Consider the following 17,629-nt stretch of genomic DNA (forward strand, 5'->3'; position numbering starts at 1 on the left):
GTCACCAGTCATTAGTCAGCAGTGCGTTCTCAAATCTCAAATTGATTTATGGTAGCCAGCGGGGGTGATAGCCGGCAAAGGGAAGTTCTTCTGGCTGTACTTTTGCGCGAGAACCGTCTGCGGGTATTTCTACTAAGGGTAGCAGCCAGAGGCGGCTGGTGGCGATGGACTGTCCACTATCGTTGCGGGGACTGTCTGCTACGGAGGGAGTTGCTGCTGTGACTGATTGGTCGAAAATTAATGCCAGCCCGTCGGGAGATAAACTGATTTGGGTATCTAATTGGTTGGGCAAAATCAGCAGCGGTTTGATGGTTCCGACCAAACGAGTACCCTCTTTTTTGAGGTCGATGGTGGCGATGAAAGGCTGTTCTTTGTAGCTTTCTGTTTTGAGGCGTTGGGCTAACAAACAGTAGAGACGCTGAACTTGGTTGTCTTGGTTTTTGCGGGGGTCGAAATAAACGGCCATAATGCTGCCGGGAATACGCAATATTTCTTGTTCTACACCTTGGTTATCTAAGATGAAAAGCGATCGAGTAAAGTCGCTGTTGTATTTAACATAGGCGGCGGCAGAGTTGTCGCGGGCCATTCCCAATACTTGTTCGTATTTTGGCAAAAATTCTACTGGATCTGCTTCGGGTTTGAGGGGGACGATCGCTAATCCTTGTTTTTGAGATATTACCATGGATTTGCTGTCGGGGCGAATCATAAAATCTCCGCCTTGTTCATTTTCCAAGGGTCTGGGCGCCTGTTTTTCTTCCACAATCCAAGGACTGAAATCGCCGGGATTGCGACGGTTGACGCGCTGGACAACTATGATTTTTCCGTCGGCTGAGAGGTCGAATTTGAGGTTTTGGTAATCTTTGGAGTCTAAGATTTTGTCGATTCTACCGGCTGGGTATTTTTGTTGAGTTCCTGAGTCCGATTGGGGGTTGAGACCGGTGGTGACTGTGAATAGTTCTTGATTTAGAGTGCCACGAGTACGGGCGATCGATCGATCTGTGGCGGAGAATAAAATGCGATCGCTGTCGGGATAAGGTTTAAAATCGGTGACAACTAAATCTTTGGGAGTGAGGGGTATGGGTTTTGAGTCGCTGCTGCTGAGATTGACTAGCATTAATCTGCTTTCTGTTTCGCCTTGGACACCGATGTAAGCAAAAGCTCGATCGCGGCTGCGAAAGGAACTGCTAAACGGTTGCATGGGCGTTCCTTTATTTTGGTTTTTTTCTCCAAAATACTTATCGGTTGCTCCGGCGAGTTTGACTGTGTAGGTAACGCCGTAGGGTGCTGGATCTTTGAGGGTGTAAGCCATGCGTCTTCCCGCCCAACTAAATTTACCGGGGAGGGGTGGTTCTAGCTTTAAGTTTTCCTCGACGGTGGGCTGGTTCATCGGCCGAAAGAATGTGAGGATAAAGCCGGTATCTTCGGCGCCGATTTGTTTGTTTTCCCAGGTAAATTCTCGCACTCTGGGTGCTGTGCGATCGCCGCTCAGCAGCAGCAGCCCTATTAAGAAGCTCAGCACTAGCATGAGGACGATCGCCGTGCGGTCGATCGGCTGTTGGAATGGCAGAATAGCGAAGGGTGAAGGATTAATTTTTTTCTTAAAAATACTCACAAATCTTTCTCTCCTACTTTCTGCTGAAAATCAACTGCCAAATTTTCCCTCTTAAATTTTACTGTCTTGGGCGTACTCCCGACCCCCTGAAACGGTTTTTTTTACCAGCAAAAAGGGCTGCAACGAAATATGTTGGTAAAAAACTCGGTTTTTGAAAGTGTGTGTGCCTCCAGGACTGAACTAAACTCACGAGCTTAAATCCGTGGAGTCTGCGGCACTTCCAACAGTATCAACCGAGTGGAGATGCGAAATTTGAGATTTTACCTTTTAGGCTGCCTCCGAGCTAAAAATTGCTCGATAGAGAGAGGCTTTGAGGACAGTAGAGCACCCTACAATTATACCACTTGCGTCCAACACTGTTTGAGATTTTAGATTTTTAATTTAATCTCACATCTCAAATCGCTAATTATTTAATAGGTTGAGGGGTAACGCTTGCGATCTACCCATCCTACTAATAATCATGACGACTACTTAGATCCCTTTCACGAAGCCTTGCCGATTGGTGTGTGGGAACTATTATTAACTGCTGACAGTGTATACGGCGATTCCGGTTCGGGATATAGCTTAGAATATTTGCTATCGTAATGCCTGATCTCAAAATAGTTTAAGTTTGACGGGTGGGGCTTATATATCGAGAAACATTCCAAAAGACAAAAAGTGGCTGCACTCTCTAAAGGCCCGACCTTCACTACTTGATTTTTGAAGATGCGACCTGATTTTATCCACTCTTTCATCTGCTTTCTTGACAAACAGTAAAATCCTGAATGAGGATTGGTACACTCAGCAAATTTTACAGTTTCTATCTCTACACTAGATAGTTGATTCCACGATAGTTGATCATCTATTGTCAAATCAATGTATCTCTTGGTTCCTTGATACATTTCAAAACGGTGTGGGTAAAGAATAGCATTCTCATACCCGCTTTGTCGGTTAAAACTTTCTAATTTTTCTAGAATGAAAGCATCGTACAAAACAATGTCATCTTCTATAAATAAAAACCAGTCAAATTTTTCTACTCTTTCGACAAATTCTTCCTGAAGTCTAAACTCTACAAACATGGGGTCGCATTCAGGGCCTTCTTGGATCTGAATGCACTTAATTTGATATTCAGGTAAGTAGGCTGTAACGTGCCTGTTCGGTAGAGTTTGGATAGTAATTGTCAGGTCGCAATGAGCAAAAGTCGTTAACAGTCCATCTATTGTGTGCCTGAGTCTCTCTATTTTTGCTGTGGCTTTTTCGGGATTGTTAGATTCTTCAACTGATGTAATGTGTGGGACAGCCACAAAGACTTTGGGGCGTTTTTTTTCGGGATGTTCGTTTTCTTTGAACAAATTTATAATCCGATTTTTTTGATAAAAAAACATCAGTTTACTATACCTTGTTGCCACTCGCGATATTTCTTGTAAAAGAGCCATTTGTAAGAACATAAAGTGCATTACTTTGCTTCTTGTATTTTGTTCGGCTGACATAGAGACAATCTCCTTTTTGTTTACTGAAATAGTTGATTGATTGGAACTAAATCCATCGGTGATATTTTATCGATTGGCAGACCCAAATCCAAAGCGACTCTACACCAAAGTAGAGTGGCCAGCACCACTACAAACAGGCCTGTTAATTGAATATCCTGCCAAAAACAAGTTAGTCCTTCTTTCCACAAACCGTAGTTAGTTACTGCATAGGTAGGAAGGTCACCGAGAGCTACAGCAATCACGGCACCTAAATTACCTTTTAAGTAGTATCCCAGCGGTATACTTATACATAGATTCACAAAAGTCAGCAGATTGCCTATAGCTGGGTACTGAGACTTTCCTACGGCTAACAGACAAGAACCCATGATATTGTGGAGGGTGGTGTGCCAGATACCTAACGCCAAGATTGGCATCATCCAAGATGCAGCCTCATACTCTTTCCGATACAGTGTTAAAATTAACTGATCTCCAAAGATCACAAAAATTGCTAAACCTACGGCTAATGGTATTAGAATTAGCTTGCGGTTCTTGAGTATCTTCGCGCGCAACTCCTCCCGCGGCAACTCTGCCAGCATAGAAATCGATGGAAAAATCACCCGGCCACTAATGGCGATGATGACTTGGCGCGGCATATCCCCCAGGGTAAAAGCGATGCCGTAAATGCCCAACATTGTTAAAGTAAATATTTTCCCTAGGATCAGTCTATCGGCTTGAGAGCACAAGAAAAACAAAGCCGTAGACAAAAATATCCATTTTCCATAAGAAAATATTTCTTTAGCTGCTTCTTTATCCCAAGCAAAGCGGTTTGACTTGCCTGGAATCAAAAAATGGCTCCATACTAACTCCATGAAAGCTCCCGTAAAGCCACCGACGATGATCGCCCAGATGCTGCGATCGAACCATGCCCAGACAATCATCACTGTTGTAGAAACAATCTGTATGCCCAACTCAAAAATTACTACTTTCTTCACTGCCATTTTGCGTTCTAGGCTGGCTGTGGCAGTAGATTTAAACCCTCCTAGTACGGAATTTATACCTATGATTGGAATTAACCACAGAAGACGGGGCTCTTCATAAAAACTCGCAACGGGCTGGGTAATTATAACCAAACCAATCCAAATGAACAAGCTGCGAAGAACTTGCAGTGTCCAAGCGGTGTTGAGAAATTGAGGATCTTCCCCCCGTTTGTTCTGGATGATACTTGGGCCCAAACCTATGTCTGTAAATAAGTTGATCCCTGTTATAAAAACGTAGGTTAGACCTACTAGACCAAATAATTCGGGTAAAAGCAGACGCGTCAGGATTAAGTTACTGCCAAATCGGATAATTTGACTGCTTGCATAACTGGCGATCGTCCAGGCAGCACCTTTGATAGCTAATTTTTTTTCTGATGACATATACTCAGAATTTATTTCCTAATTACGAGTGTAGTTGCTGAATTTGTTATTTGCAACTCCTAGAGGAGGATACTGCCACTTTTATAGCTGACTTTACCGTATGTTGATCTGTATACGGAGATTGGGTCTGGACTTTCCATCTCGCAATCAAGGTAAAATTTAATCTGATACTTACTCAACATCTAATAATCATAAGGGTTTTTTGGTTCGGGAATTGGTGTGAGGGAGGATGCTTGAATGATTAATTTGCGCTTGCCTTGGAGTTCTTCTACGATCGTTTCTCCTTCTATTTCTAGCCAAGTGTCTGGGGCAAAGGTGGTGCGGCTTTGACCGATCAGTAATTTTACCGGCAACCCGATCGGATAGGCGTCTGCCGCGCAGCAGGTAATGATAAAACGCCCAATCCACATATATTGTTCTGTTAGGTTAGGGGGGTGAATTACAAATCCTTGAACTTTGACTTTTTGACCTCTGTATGTATCCGGTTCGGGGTTGAAATTTAACAGCCGCACCCATTCGACGAGCGATCGCTGTTCGGGTTTTGTAGTATTGCGAAATTCTTGGGGTTGCAGTCTGGTGATGGGCAGGGATTCGGTGAGGCCTCGTTCTAATGCTGTCTGGCTGGTAAAGGTGCGTGGCGTTGTTAGTAAACCTATTAATGCGACGCCCAACATTAAGGTGCTGCCGATACTGGGGGGAAACAAAGTAACGTGTTCAACTTCTGTGATTCTGAGAGAGTTATTTGCTGTTGATGTCCGCGATTGCTTTGTGGTGCGATCGAGCTTTAAGAGTTCCCAAGTTTTTAAACCGCCAATAACCATTAAGCCGATTCCTCCTGCTAGAGTCAAGCCAAAGTAATTGGGGTGAATGAGAATGCTTAATTTGCCGGTGATCCAATATTTAAGAAGCAGTATTCCCCAGGCTAATATAGCTAGGGCGTCCAGCCAGGGGCTAATTTTTTTAAGATTCATTTTTTAATAGTGATTGGGAAACAAGAGGGAAGAGGGAAAAGAAAAAACACCTATCCGTATATCCGTGACTTCCGTGTCGTGGAGCAAGGTCATTGAAAATCTAAAATAGTATTAGTGGTCTGTTTGAGCTAATTTATTAACCTAAATGCAAGTTGACAGCCAGGGTCATTAAAAAGGTTAACTGAGCTGCCAACACAATTAAGTAAAGGACGGACCTACCTTTAAAAATTGACAGCATTAAACCGATGCCTTTGAGGTCAATCATCGGGCCAAAAACGAGAAATGCTAACAGCGAACCGCTGGTAAATGTGGAAGCAAAAGCCAGGGCAAAAAAGGCATCTACTGTAGAACAAATCGACACGACTGCGCCTAAGATCAGCATGGCTATAATCGAGGAAACGGGGCCTTGGCCGAGGTTGAGAATTAGTTCGCGGGGGGCGCCCACTTGAATGATTGCTGCGATCGCACTTCCGATCACCAACACTCCTCCCAATTCCCGCAACTCCTGTACCATAGTATCTAAAAGCAGGCGCAGACGCTCTTTAGAAACAGGGTGGAACATCGAGGAACGTTTCGAGGTTTTTTCTGTTTTGCCTGTTGGTAATGGCTGCCAGTCGTCTTGTAGCAAAGATTCGATCGGCACCGCACCCCCCGGCTGACCGAGCATAAATGTTCCCGACTGCAACAGCAGCGGAGTGTTGGCTTCGACGAGTTCTTTTTTGGAAAACTCTGGTTTTGGGAGGGGAATAGCGCGGGCTACAGACGGGTGCAGCAGAGGCCGCAAGTCTTTTTGGGCGCTGAACACCCAGCCGATAATTGTGGCTATAGACAGAGAAAATACCACCCGCAAAACTACAATTTCTGGCTGATCGCGAAATGCCGTCCAAGTCGCCCAAATTACCACGGGGTTGATGGTGGGGGCTGCGAGCAAAAAGCCGATCGCGGCGGGTGCGGGCACTCCCTGCATCAGTAACCTGCGGGCTACGGGCACGTTACCGCACTCGCACACGGGAAACAAAAAGCCAATCGAACTGCCCATCAAAGCCGCCAGCAGCGGGTTTTGTGGGATGCGCGATACGAGTTTGCGTTCGTCTACAAACCCCAGCAGCAAACCTGAAAATAAAACTCCGAGCAGCAGAAAAGGTATTGCTTCTACTAACAAGCTGAGAAACAGGGTGAAAGCATTATTTAACTGATTTGTCAGGGCGGGTTGCATCGATCACCTACTGGTAGATTGCTATTTAGCTATACGTCTTTGGTGGAACTCCTTGTAGATCATACCAAAGCCTAGCACTAAGTTAAGATCGAGTTAATTGTTTTTGGTCTTTTTTTTGCTAGGATTTGTAGACCTTCTCATTTAATCAATGCTAAGACATGGAATGATTTCGACTGGTTAAAACTGTTGGAATTTGGCTGGATTTTTATTCATATCCGCCTCGTACAGCCAATCAATAATTGACTATGCCAACCGTCGCGGATTTGATGGATATTTCGGTTAAGAATAATTGATTTTAGAACATATGCCAAGGCAGATTTTACAGATTGCGGGCGAGGCTAACTGTTTTATATAACGATCGCTACAAAATTGGTTTGTAGCGATGACTTTAGTTTTCACTACAAACCTATAGGGGACGCACTGGCAGGTGTGTCGCTGGCTGAGCGTTACGGGGGGTTGCAAGTACCGGATCGGGGAGATGGGATGAAATCGCCTCAAATGCCCTAGCAGGGGCGATGGCCCGACGCCATCGGCATTAGGGAGCTAAAACTCAGGGACGCGATCGCTCCAATTTGGGCTTTTAACTTGTCTGCTGACGTGTGCATGGCGTGGGCGATCGGGCAATTCCCATTTTCTTCTATTATCAATCAATTATATTTCTCAGCCTAATAATTTATTAACAAAAGGTTAAGACGATTAATTAAGATTAATGAATAGTTAAATAGTCGAAACAAGCGTTAATACCGCTCAAGTCAGTATAAAATAAAGTCAGGTATAATTACCAGGGCGCATTTATCTCGGTGATCCTCAATCTTGCCTAATACTTTAAGTGGTAAAATTTTCCTTGCTACAGTCAGTTTTTTGTGTAATTTAAAATGCAGTTTGCCAGGGGGATGCCGGTCAAAACACTCAGCAACTCACCTGCTGAGCTTTGGTAGCTGAATGTCTGCTGGCAAATAGAACCCAAAAAAGCGTGCTGATAAATTTATGTTGAATACCTCCTGCGTAGAAAGACCCGTCCAACCCATCTCCGAGGCTGACCTAGGAGAACTTTGTTTAGACTCTACTCTCCAACAATTGTCGCTTTACGATTTTCAGGTAGAAGCTACGGATTGGGGAATGCGAATTTCTCAGATGTTAGAAGCTAATCCGCTGTTACCGGGAGTCATTGTCACCCATCATGGTGAATTTGCCGGTATGATTTCCCGGCGGAGATTTTTAGAATTTATCAGCCGTCCTTTTGGGCGAGAATTATTTTTAAAGCGACCTGTGAGGGCTTTGTACCGCTTTGCCGAAACTGAGAGTTTAATTTTTTCCAGCAATACTTTAATCGTGGATGCAGCCAGGAAGTCGCTGTTGCGATCGAAAGAACTGCTTTATGAACCGATTGTGGTTCAAGTGTCGCCTCAAACCTATAGTTTGCTAGATGTGCATGAACTGTTAGTAGCCCAATCCAACATTCATGAACTCGCAACAAAATTGCTGAGGCAGCAAACTCAATCTCAACTAATTCAAACCGAAAAACTAGCCAGTTTGGGGCAGATGGTAGCTGGAGTCGCCCACGAAATTAGAAATCCCGTCACCTGCATCAGCGGAAATCTAGGATTTTTGTCCAACTACTCGAAAGATATCATGGAGTTGCTGTCTGCTTACGAACAGATTGTGGGTGACAGCGAAAAAATTGACCAACTCAAAAAAAACATAGAATTTGATTTTTTGCAAGAAGATTGGGTGGAAATTCTTAAAAGTATGAAAGTTTCATCGCAGAGGCTGACCGAACTCGTCACCAGCCTGCACACCTTTTCTCACATGGACGAAACCCACTTGAAGCAAGCTAACATCCACGAATGTATTGACAGTACGCTGCTAATTATGAAAAACCGTCTGAAGTACGGATTTAAGGTAGTTAAAAACTATGGGGATTTGCCTTTGGTTAAGTGTTACTCTGGTCAGTTGAGCCAGGTATTTATGAATATCATCAACAATGCGATCGACGCTTTGGAAGAGGTAAAAGCAGAAAAAGATTTTATGCCTGTGATTACTATTGAAACCGAGGTAATAGACAGTTCTGACGGAGACTGCGTGAATTCGGAATTAATTCAAAATTATGTTATGGGCGATCGACAAAATGCCAAACAGCTATCATCCGCCAGCCAAAACGGCGACTTTAGCCCCGAAGCAGCCGAAAAAAATCAAAATAACGCTTGGATAGCCATCAGAATTGCCGATAACGGGCCGGGAATTCCGCCAGAAATTCAACGGCGGATTTTTGAGACATTTTTCACCACTAAACCTGCGGGGAAAGGTACCGGTTTGGGGTTGGCAATTACCCATCAAATTGTTACGGAAAAGCATAAAGGCAAGTTAAATTTGCATTCTACGCCCGGTACAGGTACTGAATTTGAAATTTTGTTGCCATGGATTTGAAGCGATAACTCATCTCAAATCTATTAGCATCGGAATTATTTCTATCTCTCTACTCCTTCTCTTTATCTGCGTGAATCAGCGTCAATCCCTTGTCATCTGCGGTTCAGAAGTTCTCTTTTTTTTTACCGCACATGAGGGCAGATTAACACCGATTAACGCAGATGAATTAGATCAATTCCGGTTGCAGCATCGGTGATTGTTGACTGTTGACTGTTGACTACTGACTACTGACTACTGACTCTTTTTATGCTCTTAGCTGAACTGGCATCACCAAGAATGTGGCATTGACTCCGCCTAATGGCTGAAAAATTACGGGGGCTAAAGCACCGTTTAATTGCAGTTGAATTTCGGGGGATTGAGCAGTTTTCAAAATGTCAATTAAGTATTTCACGTTGAAAGCAATATCTATGCTATCTCCCGAAATCTGTGCGGGCATTGACTCTTTGCCACAGCCGACATCTTTAGCATCTACAGACAAAGTAATTTCCTGATTCTCCTCGTCGATGCTGCATTTGAGAATATTGTTTTTTTGGTCTGCAAAAACGGCTATTCTTTCTACTGCTGCTAAGAACGATCGCCTTTCTAAGGTAATTTGCCGCTCAAAAGACGGCGGAATCAACTGCCGATATGCGGGATATTGCCCTTCCAAGGTGCGGGTGGTGAGCCGCTGATCTGCCCATTCAAACACTACTTGACCGTGTTCAAAATGCAGGGTGACAGGTTCAGTCCACTGCCGCATCACCAGCATTCTTTCTACTTCGCGCAATGCTTTAGCGGGGACTGTCACCTCAAATTCTTCTTGGGTTTCTTCGCCTTCAGGTTTTTCATTGGCAGTTTGAACTACTGCCAATCTGTGACCGTCTGTAGCTGCAAATTCCAGGCAATCTTGCAATACCTTTAAATGCACGCCTGCAAGTACCTGTTTTGCCTCGTCGGGGCTAGTAGCAAATAAAGTTCCTTTGAGTCCTTCTATCAAGGCTTCCGGTGGCAATTTGAGGATTGTTCCGCCTTCTATTGCAGGCAATTCTGGGAATTCTTCCGGGCCCATGCCTCTAACTTGGTAGCTGCCAGAACTGCAAGTGAGATATGCTACGGTGTCCCCCGCTTCGTCTTCTAAAGTAATCTCTCCATCTGGGAGTCTCGAAACAATATCGTTGAGTAATTTAGCGGGTATGGTAAAACTGCCGCCGCCTGTTACTTCTGCTGCGAAGCTGGTGCGAATGCCCAAACTGAGATCGAAAGCTGTCAAGCTAACCCGCTGATTTTCCTCATCCGCTACTAAGAGCACGTTGGCGAGTACCGGATGTGTCGGGCGGGAGGGAACGGCCCGACTTACCAACGAGAGGTTGGCGTTGAGGTCACTTTGGGTGCAAACCAATTTCATGGTAGGAAGGTTAATTAACCGGATTTGAAACAGAAACAAATCGTATCACAGAAAGCCGGCGGGTCGGTTTTTCTGTGTGTAGGGGTTAAGTATGGGGCGCTTATTGCCGGTTTCTACGCAAAATTTTGCCTGTAAAAACGAGAAATCTTCGTAGAAACCGGGTTTCTGAGGTCAGCCCGCGTCGCGAACTATGTGTGTAGGGTGTGTAGGGATCACCAGTTTTTTTTAATTTATTGAATTATTTTTGTATTGATCGCCCTGTGGAAACTGTGGAAAAAAAAGCTAACTGCTGGCTGGGCATAACCTCTAGGTAATAAATCCCTGTGGAAAACTTGTGGAAAAGCTGTTGCGGTCGATCGCCCGCTTATTTTTGTGCAAAAACTGTTTTGGGCGATCGAGTAAAGTTTTCCACAAACGGAGGGGAACTTTTCCACAGGTTTTTCCACAGGCAAGATTGTCTATTATGGGGCATTGGGAATTGGGAATGGGAATTGTTGACTGTTGACTGTTGACTGTTGACGGCGTTGAGTGATGACAACTGACAACTGACAACTGTCAACCGACAACTGACAACTGTCAACCGACAACTGACAACTGACAACTGACAACTGACAACTGACTTCTTCTCAAGTTTTGCGGCTGACAGCGTTAATTCGATCGCTCAACTGACGCAAAGTTTGGGCCAAATTCGGGTCAGTGTTCCGCAACTGAGCAATTTTGTCGCAACTGTAAAGCACAGTCGTGTGATCTTTGCCACCGAACACTTCTCCAACTTTCGGCAAACTCAAACCAGTATGCTGCCGAATTAAATACATCCCTATTTGACGTGCGAGACTAATTTCTCGCCTGCGGGAAATACCTTTCAAATCTTCAACAGAAACATCAAACTCCTCAGCCACAACTGCAATTACTGCATCTGGCGTTGCCTCTACACTTTCAGTTTGCGGATTCAAAACCGGGGCGATATTTTCCACAGTCATCGGCAAACCGGTAATTGAAAGATATGCTACCGCCCGAATCAAAGCACCTTCTAATTCCCGAACGTTGGAAGTGTAACTAGAAGCAATGTATTCAATCACATCTCGCGGCAACCGCATATTTTCATACTCGGCTTTTTTCTGCAAAATTGCCATCCTAGTTTCCAAGTCGGGCAATTGAATGTCGGCAATTAATCCCATGGAAAATCTGGAACACAAACGCTCTTGCAGGCGGGGGATTTGCTGCGGCGGGCGATCGGAAGCTAAAACTACTTGATTCCCGGCTTCGTGCAAAGTATTAAAAGTGTGAAAAAATTCTTCTTGAGTGTATTCTTTCCCTTCAATAAATTGGATGTCATCTATTAATAAAACATCGGCTGCCCGATAATGGTCGCGGAAAGTTTGCATACTGTCTTTGCGAATGGCGGCGATTAAATCGTTAGTAAATTTCTCAGTAGAAACGTAAAAAATCTTGGCGTTGGGGTCAATTTCCAAGCGATAATGACCGATCGCCTGCATCAAATGAGTTTTGCCCAAACCAACGCCACCGCACAAAAATAGGGGATTGAATTCTCGGCCCGGAGACTCGGCTACCGCGAGGGAGGCCGCGTGAGCCATGCGGTTGTTAGAACCGACGACAAAGCGGGAAAATAGGTATTTGGGGTTTAAATTGGCGGGTTTGGGGGGGTGAAGCGAGTGGCTTTCCGGGACATCCGCGATGGGGGAGGGCCAAATTATGGCCGAGTCGCTGCTGCCGCCTGTTTCGTTTCCCCCGGCAATTGTCAAGTAAATGTCTACGGGATAGCCCAGAATTTCTGCGACTGCATCGGCAAGGATTTCTCTGTAATATTTTTGCAACCAATTGCGAGCAAAGGGGTTGGGGGCGCTGACGATCAAACAGTTATTTTCGAGTTGTTCGGCCCTAGCAGTTTTGATCCACGTCTCAAAGCTAGGTCTGCTCAGTTGTACCTGGAGACGTTCAAGTATCTGATTCCACAGACTTTCGAGGGGAATGTCCACTGCTCACCTCTGCCGATCGGCATTCAAGATATTAATTCTACTCTAGAGAGTTTAGTCGTCAGATGCTAAAGTTTAAGGGAGTCTGCGGTAGCTTGCGGGGCGGGACGCCATCGCCGAAAATTTTGCGGCTCTGCAGCCCAAACCAGGTATCGGGGAGCTGTTCAGCAAATATTTAGATTTGGCAGGAAAGCCTTAAAACATGGCCATGAAGAGTTCTACTGGCAAATTTTGGAAGCAACCGGCAATTTACATATTGCTGCTGGTAACGGGAGCCGGGGCCGCCATGTTGGGCGATCGTCTGACGGTTTCTCAATTTGGTGCAAATTCTGGCGATTCGCGACAAAGGGCGCTGGAACCCAAATTGCAACTGCCTCGTAATACAAAGGATCAAGCTAGCAAAGTCTTGCCGCCGGCTTCGTTGGCGGGCGACGCGGCTAATGTGAATTTTATTGTGGCTGCGGTGGCAAAAGTTGGCCCGGCAGTGGTTCGGATCGATGCTTCGCGGCGGGTGAAACCGGGAAATAGAGGGCTGTCGCCGGAAGATTTTTTTGGCATAGAACCGAATTCGGGCGGCCGGGGCGGGATCGAACGGGGCACTGGTTCGGGTTTTGTCATCGGTGCCGACGGCGTGATTCTCACTAACGCTCACGTTGTAGAGGGAGCCGATACGGTAAATGTAACTCTTAAGGACGGCCGCAGCTATCAGGGGCGGGTGTTGGGGGCGGATAAGGTGACGGATGTGGCTGTGGTGAAGATTGAAGCCAATAATGTGCCTGTGGTGGCGATCGGCAATTCGGATAAGCTGTTGCCTGGGGAATGGGCGATCGCGATCGGCAATCCTTTGGGTTTGGACAATTCCGTAACTGCGGGGATTATTAGCGCTACGGGGCGATCGAGTTCTGATGTGGGCGTACCCGACAAGCGGATCGGTTTTATTCAAACAGACGCTGCGATTAATCCAGGGAATTCTGGTGGCCCGCTGCTGAATGCTTCGGGCCAAGTTATTGGCATGAATACGGCGATTATTCAAGGTGCTCAAGGATTGGGCTTTGCGATTCCCATTCAGGCGGCCCAACAGGTGGCGAAGGAACTGATTACGACGGGGAAAGTCGAACACGCTTATTTGGGAATTGAAATGGCGACGCTGAATCCAGAGGTTAAGGAGCAAATTAACAGCAATGCTACCAGCAGCCTGCGAGTTGCAGTCGATCGGGGTGTGGCTATTGTTAGCGTTGTTCCTAATTCTCCCGCAGCAGCAGCAGGTTTGCGGGCTGGAGATGTGATTCAAAAAATTAACAATCAGCCGATTATTCAGTCGGAAGCTGTTCAGGAGTTCGTGCAAAATGCTAAGGTGGGCGGGCTGTTGCAAATGGAAATCAACCGTAACGGGCAAATAGTTAATTTGACTGTTAAACCGGGGAGTTTGCCGGTTCAAAAAGTTGGATAATCAGTTGGCAGTTGGCAGTTGGCAGTTGGCAGTTGACAGTTGGCAGTTGACAGTTGACGGTTGACAGTTGTTACCAATTAGCAATTAGCAATTACCAAGGACTAATTAATATGGCAGAAATATTACAAATCTCACAATTAGGAAATCCCGTACTGCGCCGCCCGTCGCAAGTTGTCGAGAATATTAAGGACGATCGCATTCAAGAGTTGATTGACAGCTTAATCTGTACAGTACAGCAGGCAAACGGAGTGGGGATTGCTGCCCCTCAAGCGGCTCAGTCCGATCGTCTGTTCATCGTCGCATCGCGCCCCAACCTGCGGTATCCCCAAGCACCCCACATGGAACCCACAGCGATGATTAATCCCCGGATTGTGGCTGCATCAACAGAGACAGTCAAAGACTGGGAAGGCTGTTTGAGCATTCCGGGTATTCGGGGATTGGTGCCGAGAAGTAGGGTGATCGAGATAGAATACACCAGTAGAGACGGCAAACTCCACCGACAAGAATTGACAGACTTTGTGGCCCGAATTTTTCAACACGAACACGACCATTTAGATGGAATCGTGTTTTTAGACAGAGTGGAAAGTACCCACGAACTAATCACAGAGGACGAGTACCAAAAGCAAATTGTCAACTTACTATAACACTTGATATAATTGCTAGTAGTAACGCCAGTGATGTTGTGAATAGGAGGGCGAATGTCTATCAATTTGGAAAAAGGCGGGAGAATCAATCTCTCTAAAGAAGCACCGGGGCTAAAAAATGCCGGGATTGGTTTGGGATGGGATACCAATATTACAGACACAGGCGCAGCATTTGACTTAGATGCTTCCGTGTTTATGTTGGGGGCTACTGGCAAAATTCCCGGCGAAAAATACTTTGTTTTCTACAACAACAAGGAGTCGCCGGACACTTCTGTAATACATCTGGGAGATAGCCGAACCGGAGAAGGATTTGGCGATGATGAAACCGTTACAGTCGATTTAACCAAAGTCGATCCGGCAGTGCAAGAAATTGTGTTTGTGGTGACTATCCACGAAGCAGAATCGAGAAGGCAAAACTTTGGTCAAGTGCGGAATGCTTTTATTAGGATTTACGACACTACTACTAACACAGAGGTAACTAAGTACGATTTGGACGAGGATTTTTCTAGGGAGACAGCGGTAGAGTTTGGCAGGCTTTACAAGAAAGACGGTGAGTGGAGGTTCCAAGCTGTAGGACAAGGCTACAATTCCGGCTTGCAAAGCTTTGTAGATAAGTATGCCGCATAAAAGGTCGATCGCTCCTAGCTAAATAAATCGAGGGGAAATTCGGAAGCAGGAATGTTTCCCTCGATTTTCAGCAATCAGACTCATGAGGTGACAAACCAGATGGGAATTCAATTAAAGAAGGGCGAAAGATTTAATCTTTCTAAAACATCTCCCAGTTTAACAAAAGTTGCGATCGCCCTGGGATGGGAAATAGCAACTCAACAAGATTTATCCAACCCAAACCAGCAAAGCTGCGATATCGATGCCTCTGTTTTTGCGTTAGGTGCGGACGGCAAGATTCCCGATGAAAGATACTTTGTATTTTACAATAACTCGCAGTCGCCGGACGGAGCGATCGCCCATTCGGGAGATAATCAAACTGGTCAAACTCAAGGGGATGACGAGACAATTTATGTAGACTTAGAAAAAGTAACGGCTGCTGTTGAGGAAATGGTTTTTGTGGTCACGATTCACGACGCACAAGCTAAACATCAAAATTTTAGCCAAATCAGAAATGCTTTTATCCGATTGTACGATCGCCAAACCGACAGCGAACTAGCGCGGTATGATTTAACAGAAGGTTTTTCTGATGAAACAGCAGTCGAGTTTGGACGGTTGTATAAAAAAGATGCAGCTTGGAGATTTCAGGCCGTAGGGCAAGGATATAAAGCAGGGTTGCAGAGTTTTGTTGACAAGTATAATTCTGAGATTCAACTGCCAGAAAAACCAGCACAACGTACAGTAGAACTGCCTAATTTACCTATTCCTGAACATAGCCACAAAAGTCAGAAAGCTATAGCATTAGACAAAAAGCTTGAGGAGAAAGCGCCGCACATTTTCAATCTCGCTAAGAAAGCCGATATCTCGCTCAAGAAGGCAAATCTAACAAATCACAATGCTCAAGTAGCGCTTTGCCTCGATATTTCTGGTTCCATGTCTTCGCTGTACAGTTCAGGAAAAATTCAGCGTTTGGCAGAGAAGATTTTGGCTTTGGGATGTCGGTTTGATGACAACGCAGCGATAGAGATATTTCTGTTTGGAGTCAACCCCCACAATCCCGGTGAAATGTCGATCGACAATTTCTCAAACTTCATCCACCATATACTGCAACAGTATCCTTTAGAAGGAGGTACTTACTACGGTAAAGTGATGAAGGAAATTAGAAACTTCTATTTTCCTGACGCTCGCGGTAGCAGGCGCTACGCACCTATTAAAGGCGATCGACCTGTCTACGTCATGTTTGTAACTGATGGAGAAACAGCGGACGAATCGGAAAGCAAGCAGCAGCTACAATGGTCGTCCTATGAGCCGATATTTTGGCAGTTTATGGCAATTGGCAAGTCGCAGAAAGATGTCAAAAGTAAGGGAGTTCGCGGGTGGTTAGCAAGATCCGTAGCGAGCGATTTTAGCTTTTTAGAACAGCTTGACCAAATGGGCTCGCGCTACCTAGACAACGCCGATTTCTTCAGTTTAGAAGACCCGGAGCATATTGCAGATGAGGAATTATACGATTTGTTGACTGCAGAATATCCGCATTGGGTAAAATCAGCACGAATCAAAAATCTCTTACCCTAGAAACAGCGTTTTCATGCCCACAAAATGCTAGCTTAGGGCAATCATTCAACTTCACTCGAAACATTACAAAATCACAAAACTATGGCTATCAACTTAACCAAAGGACAATCAATAGTTCTCAGCAAAAGCGAATACGACTTGTCCAAACTGACAATGGGTTTGGGCTGGGATGTTGCACAAGCTAAAAAAGGTCTTTTCGGGCGAAGCAGTGGTGCAAATTTTGACTTAGATTCCTACGCTATGCTGCTGGGAGAAAATGGCAAAATAAAGAACTACAAAGAAGATGTAATTTATTACTCTCATTTGGAGTCAAAGGACAAAACAGTTGTTCACTCAGGCGACAATCTCACGGGGGAGGGAGAGGGAGACGACGAACAAATAGTGGTGAAACTGAGTTCTTTGCCAGCAGAATATCACAAAATTATTTTGGGCGTAAATATTTACGATGGAAAAGAGAGAAAACAGCATTTCGGCCTGGTACAAAATGCTTTCGTGAGAGCTGTAGATGCCGCCGGCAAAGAAATCGCTCGCTATCGATTGTCAAATGACCCATCTTATGAAGGAAAATTAAATATGTTGATGGGAGAAGTTTATCGAGAAGGCGGCGAGTGGAAGTTTAAGGCTTTGGGAAATCCTTTGGCTGAGGATATGAACGGTGTTGTCGGTTCGTTTATGCGGTGATCTTAAATTCTTGAAACTGATGCTTGTAGGGGCGAGTTCACCCAAAATACCTGTCAATAATTGACAATCTATATAAACCCGCCCCCTCCCAACCCGCCATCAAAATGCACATTTTCCGCATTAAATAGGGCTTGCTGAATATATCGATGGCACTTGACGTAGCCTGGGTTATGCGCTCGCGAGAGCGAGGGTAAAGTGCAAAA

Annotated in this window: 15 protein-coding genes; 6 read left to right on the forward strand and 9 right to left on the reverse strand. The window is 45.2% G+C overall.

Features of this window, described 5'->3' with window-relative positions; translation table 11 throughout:
• Positions 1 to 46: 46 nt before the first annotated feature.
• The 6 genes from QUA90_RS02605 to QUA90_RS02630 all read right to left on the reverse strand — a co-directional run bounded on the left by QUA90_RS02605 (position 47) and on the right by QUA90_RS02630 (position 7,312).
• Positions 47 to 1,612, reverse strand: a complete 1,566-nt coding sequence (locus QUA90_RS02605) for a hypothetical protein (RefSeq protein WP_333388424.1) — start codon at positions 1,610 to 1,612, stop codon at positions 47 to 49.
• Positions 1,613 to 2,094: 482 nt separating this feature from the next.
• Positions 2,095 to 3,081, reverse strand: a complete 987-nt coding sequence (locus tag QUA90_RS02610; protein WP_333388421.1) for a hypothetical protein — start codon at positions 3,079 to 3,081, stop codon at positions 2,095 to 2,097.
• Between the two features lie 20 nt (positions 3,082 to 3,101).
• Positions 3,102 to 4,478, reverse strand: coding sequence for an oligosaccharide flippase family protein (locus tag QUA90_RS02615; protein WP_333081199.1), 1,377 nt, complete (start codon positions 4,476 to 4,478; stop codon positions 3,102 to 3,104).
• A gap of 182 nt (positions 4,479 to 4,660) precedes the next feature.
• Positions 4,661 to 5,449, reverse strand: coding sequence for a TIGR03943 family putative permease subunit (locus tag QUA90_RS02620; protein WP_333388418.1), 789 nt, complete (start codon positions 5,447 to 5,449; stop codon positions 4,661 to 4,663).
• A gap of 136 nt (positions 5,450 to 5,585) precedes the next feature.
• Entirely contained in the window at positions 5,586 to 6,665 is a 1,080-nt protein-coding gene (locus QUA90_RS02625) for a permease (protein WP_333331238.1), read from the reverse strand.
• Between the two features lie 503 nt (positions 6,666 to 7,168).
• On the reverse strand, positions 7,169 to 7,312 hold the full coding sequence (locus tag QUA90_RS02630) for a hypothetical protein (protein ID WP_333081195.1): 144 nt from the start codon (positions 7,310 to 7,312) through the stop codon (positions 7,169 to 7,171).
• Positions 7,313 to 7,652: 340 nt separating this feature from the next.
• Between QUA90_RS02630 and QUA90_RS02635 the strand changes: the two genes are divergently transcribed.
• Complete coding sequence (locus QUA90_RS02635) at positions 7,653 to 9,092, forward strand: ATP-binding protein (protein WP_333443743.1); 1,440 nt, start codon at positions 7,653 to 7,655, stop codon at positions 9,090 to 9,092.
• A 244-nt stretch (positions 9,093 to 9,336) separates the two neighbouring features.
• Here QUA90_RS02635 and dnaN read toward each other — a convergent pair whose 3' ends face one another.
• The 3 genes from dnaN to dnaA form a co-directional block, all read right to left on the reverse strand.
• Positions 9,337 to 10,476 carry a DNA polymerase III subunit beta gene (gene dnaN, locus QUA90_RS02640; protein WP_333081191.1) on the reverse strand — a complete coding sequence of 380 codons (1,140 nt, stop codon included), beginning with the start codon at positions 10,474 to 10,476 and terminating at the stop codon, positions 9,337 to 9,339.
• Positions 10,477 to 10,782: 306 nt separating this feature from the next.
• Complete coding sequence (locus QUA90_RS02645) at positions 10,783 to 11,028, reverse strand: hypothetical protein (RefSeq protein WP_333388412.1); 246 nt, start codon at positions 11,026 to 11,028, stop codon at positions 10,783 to 10,785.
• 74 nt (positions 11,029 to 11,102) lie between these two features.
• The gene (gene dnaA, locus QUA90_RS02650; RefSeq protein ID WP_333331247.1) at positions 11,103 to 12,473 is read right to left on the reverse strand and encodes a chromosomal replication initiator protein DnaA; all 1,371 of its coding nucleotides are present in this window, start codon (positions 12,471 to 12,473) and stop codon (positions 11,103 to 11,105) included.
• A gap of 205 nt (positions 12,474 to 12,678) precedes the next feature.
• On the opposite strand from dnaA, the gene QUA90_RS02655 reads away from it, so the two are divergent.
• The 5 genes from QUA90_RS02655 to QUA90_RS02675 all read left to right on the forward strand — a co-directional run bounded on the left by QUA90_RS02655 (position 12,679) and on the right by QUA90_RS02675 (position 17,426).
• Positions 12,679 to 13,920, forward strand: coding sequence for an HhoA/HhoB/HtrA family serine endopeptidase (locus QUA90_RS02655; RefSeq protein WP_333331250.1), 1,242 nt, complete (start codon positions 12,679 to 12,681; stop codon positions 13,918 to 13,920).
• Positions 13,921 to 14,030: 110 nt separating this feature from the next.
• Positions 14,031 to 14,564 carry a peptide deformylase gene (gene def, locus QUA90_RS02660; RefSeq protein ID WP_333331253.1) on the forward strand — a complete coding sequence of 178 codons (534 nt, stop codon included), beginning with the start codon at positions 14,031 to 14,033 and terminating at the stop codon, positions 14,562 to 14,564.
• Between the two features lie 54 nt (positions 14,565 to 14,618).
• On the forward strand, positions 14,619 to 15,191 hold the full coding sequence (locus QUA90_RS02665; protein WP_333081185.1) for a TerD family protein: 573 nt from the start codon (positions 14,619 to 14,621) through the stop codon (positions 15,189 to 15,191).
• Between the two features lie 51 nt (positions 15,192 to 15,242).
• On the forward strand, positions 15,243 to 16,745 hold the full coding sequence (locus tag QUA90_RS02670; RefSeq protein WP_333443746.1) for a TerD family protein: 1,503 nt from the start codon (positions 15,243 to 15,245) through the stop codon (positions 16,743 to 16,745).
• Positions 16,746 to 16,826: 81 nt separating this feature from the next.
• Entirely contained in the window at positions 16,827 to 17,426 is a 600-nt protein-coding gene (locus tag QUA90_RS02675; RefSeq protein ID WP_333331259.1) for a TerD family protein, read from the forward strand.
• Positions 17,427 to 17,629 lie beyond the last annotated feature (203 nt).

The organism is Microcoleus sp. D3_18_C4 (assembly GCF_036702355.1).
Lineage (GTDB): Bacteria > Cyanobacteriota > Cyanobacteriia > Cyanobacteriales > Microcoleaceae > Microcoleus.

What these genes read in the sequence shown, in the direction of transcription:
- QUA90_RS02610 (WP_333388421.1), bottom strand. Translation starts at nt 3,081, where the DNA reads ATGTCAGCCGAACAAAATACAAGAAGCAAAGTAATGCACTTTATGTTC.
- QUA90_RS02615 (WP_333081199.1), bottom strand. Translation starts at nt 4,478, where the DNA reads ATGTCATCAGAAAAAAAATTAGCTATCAAAGGTGCTGCCTGGACGATC.
- QUA90_RS02620 (WP_333388418.1), bottom strand. Translation starts at nt 5,449, where the DNA reads ATGAATCTTAAAAAAATTAGCCCCTGGCTGGACGCCCTAGCTATATTA.
- QUA90_RS02625 (WP_333331238.1), bottom strand. Translation starts at nt 6,665, where the DNA reads ATGCAACCCGCCCTGACAAATCAGTTAAATAATGCTTTCACCCTGTTT.
- QUA90_RS02635 (WP_333443743.1), top strand. Translation starts at nt 7,653, where the DNA reads ATGTTGAATACCTCCTGCGTAGAAAGACCCGTCCAACCCATCTCCGAG.
- dnaN (WP_333081191.1), bottom strand. Translation starts at nt 10,476, where the DNA reads ATGAAATTGGTTTGCACCCAAAGTGACCTCAACGCCAACCTCTCGTTG.
- QUA90_RS02655 (WP_333331250.1), top strand. Translation starts at nt 12,679, where the DNA reads ATGAAGAGTTCTACTGGCAAATTTTGGAAGCAACCGGCAATTTACATA.
- def (WP_333331253.1), top strand. Translation starts at nt 14,031, where the DNA reads ATGGCAGAAATATTACAAATCTCACAATTAGGAAATCCCGTACTGCGC.
- QUA90_RS02665 (WP_333081185.1), top strand. Translation starts at nt 14,619, where the DNA reads ATGTCTATCAATTTGGAAAAAGGCGGGAGAATCAATCTCTCTAAAGAA.
- QUA90_RS02670 (WP_333443746.1), top strand. Translation starts at nt 15,243, where the DNA reads ATGTTTCCCTCGATTTTCAGCAATCAGACTCATGAGGTGACAAACCAG.
- QUA90_RS02675 (WP_333331259.1), top strand. Translation starts at nt 16,827, where the DNA reads ATGGCTATCAACTTAACCAAAGGACAATCAATAGTTCTCAGCAAAAGC.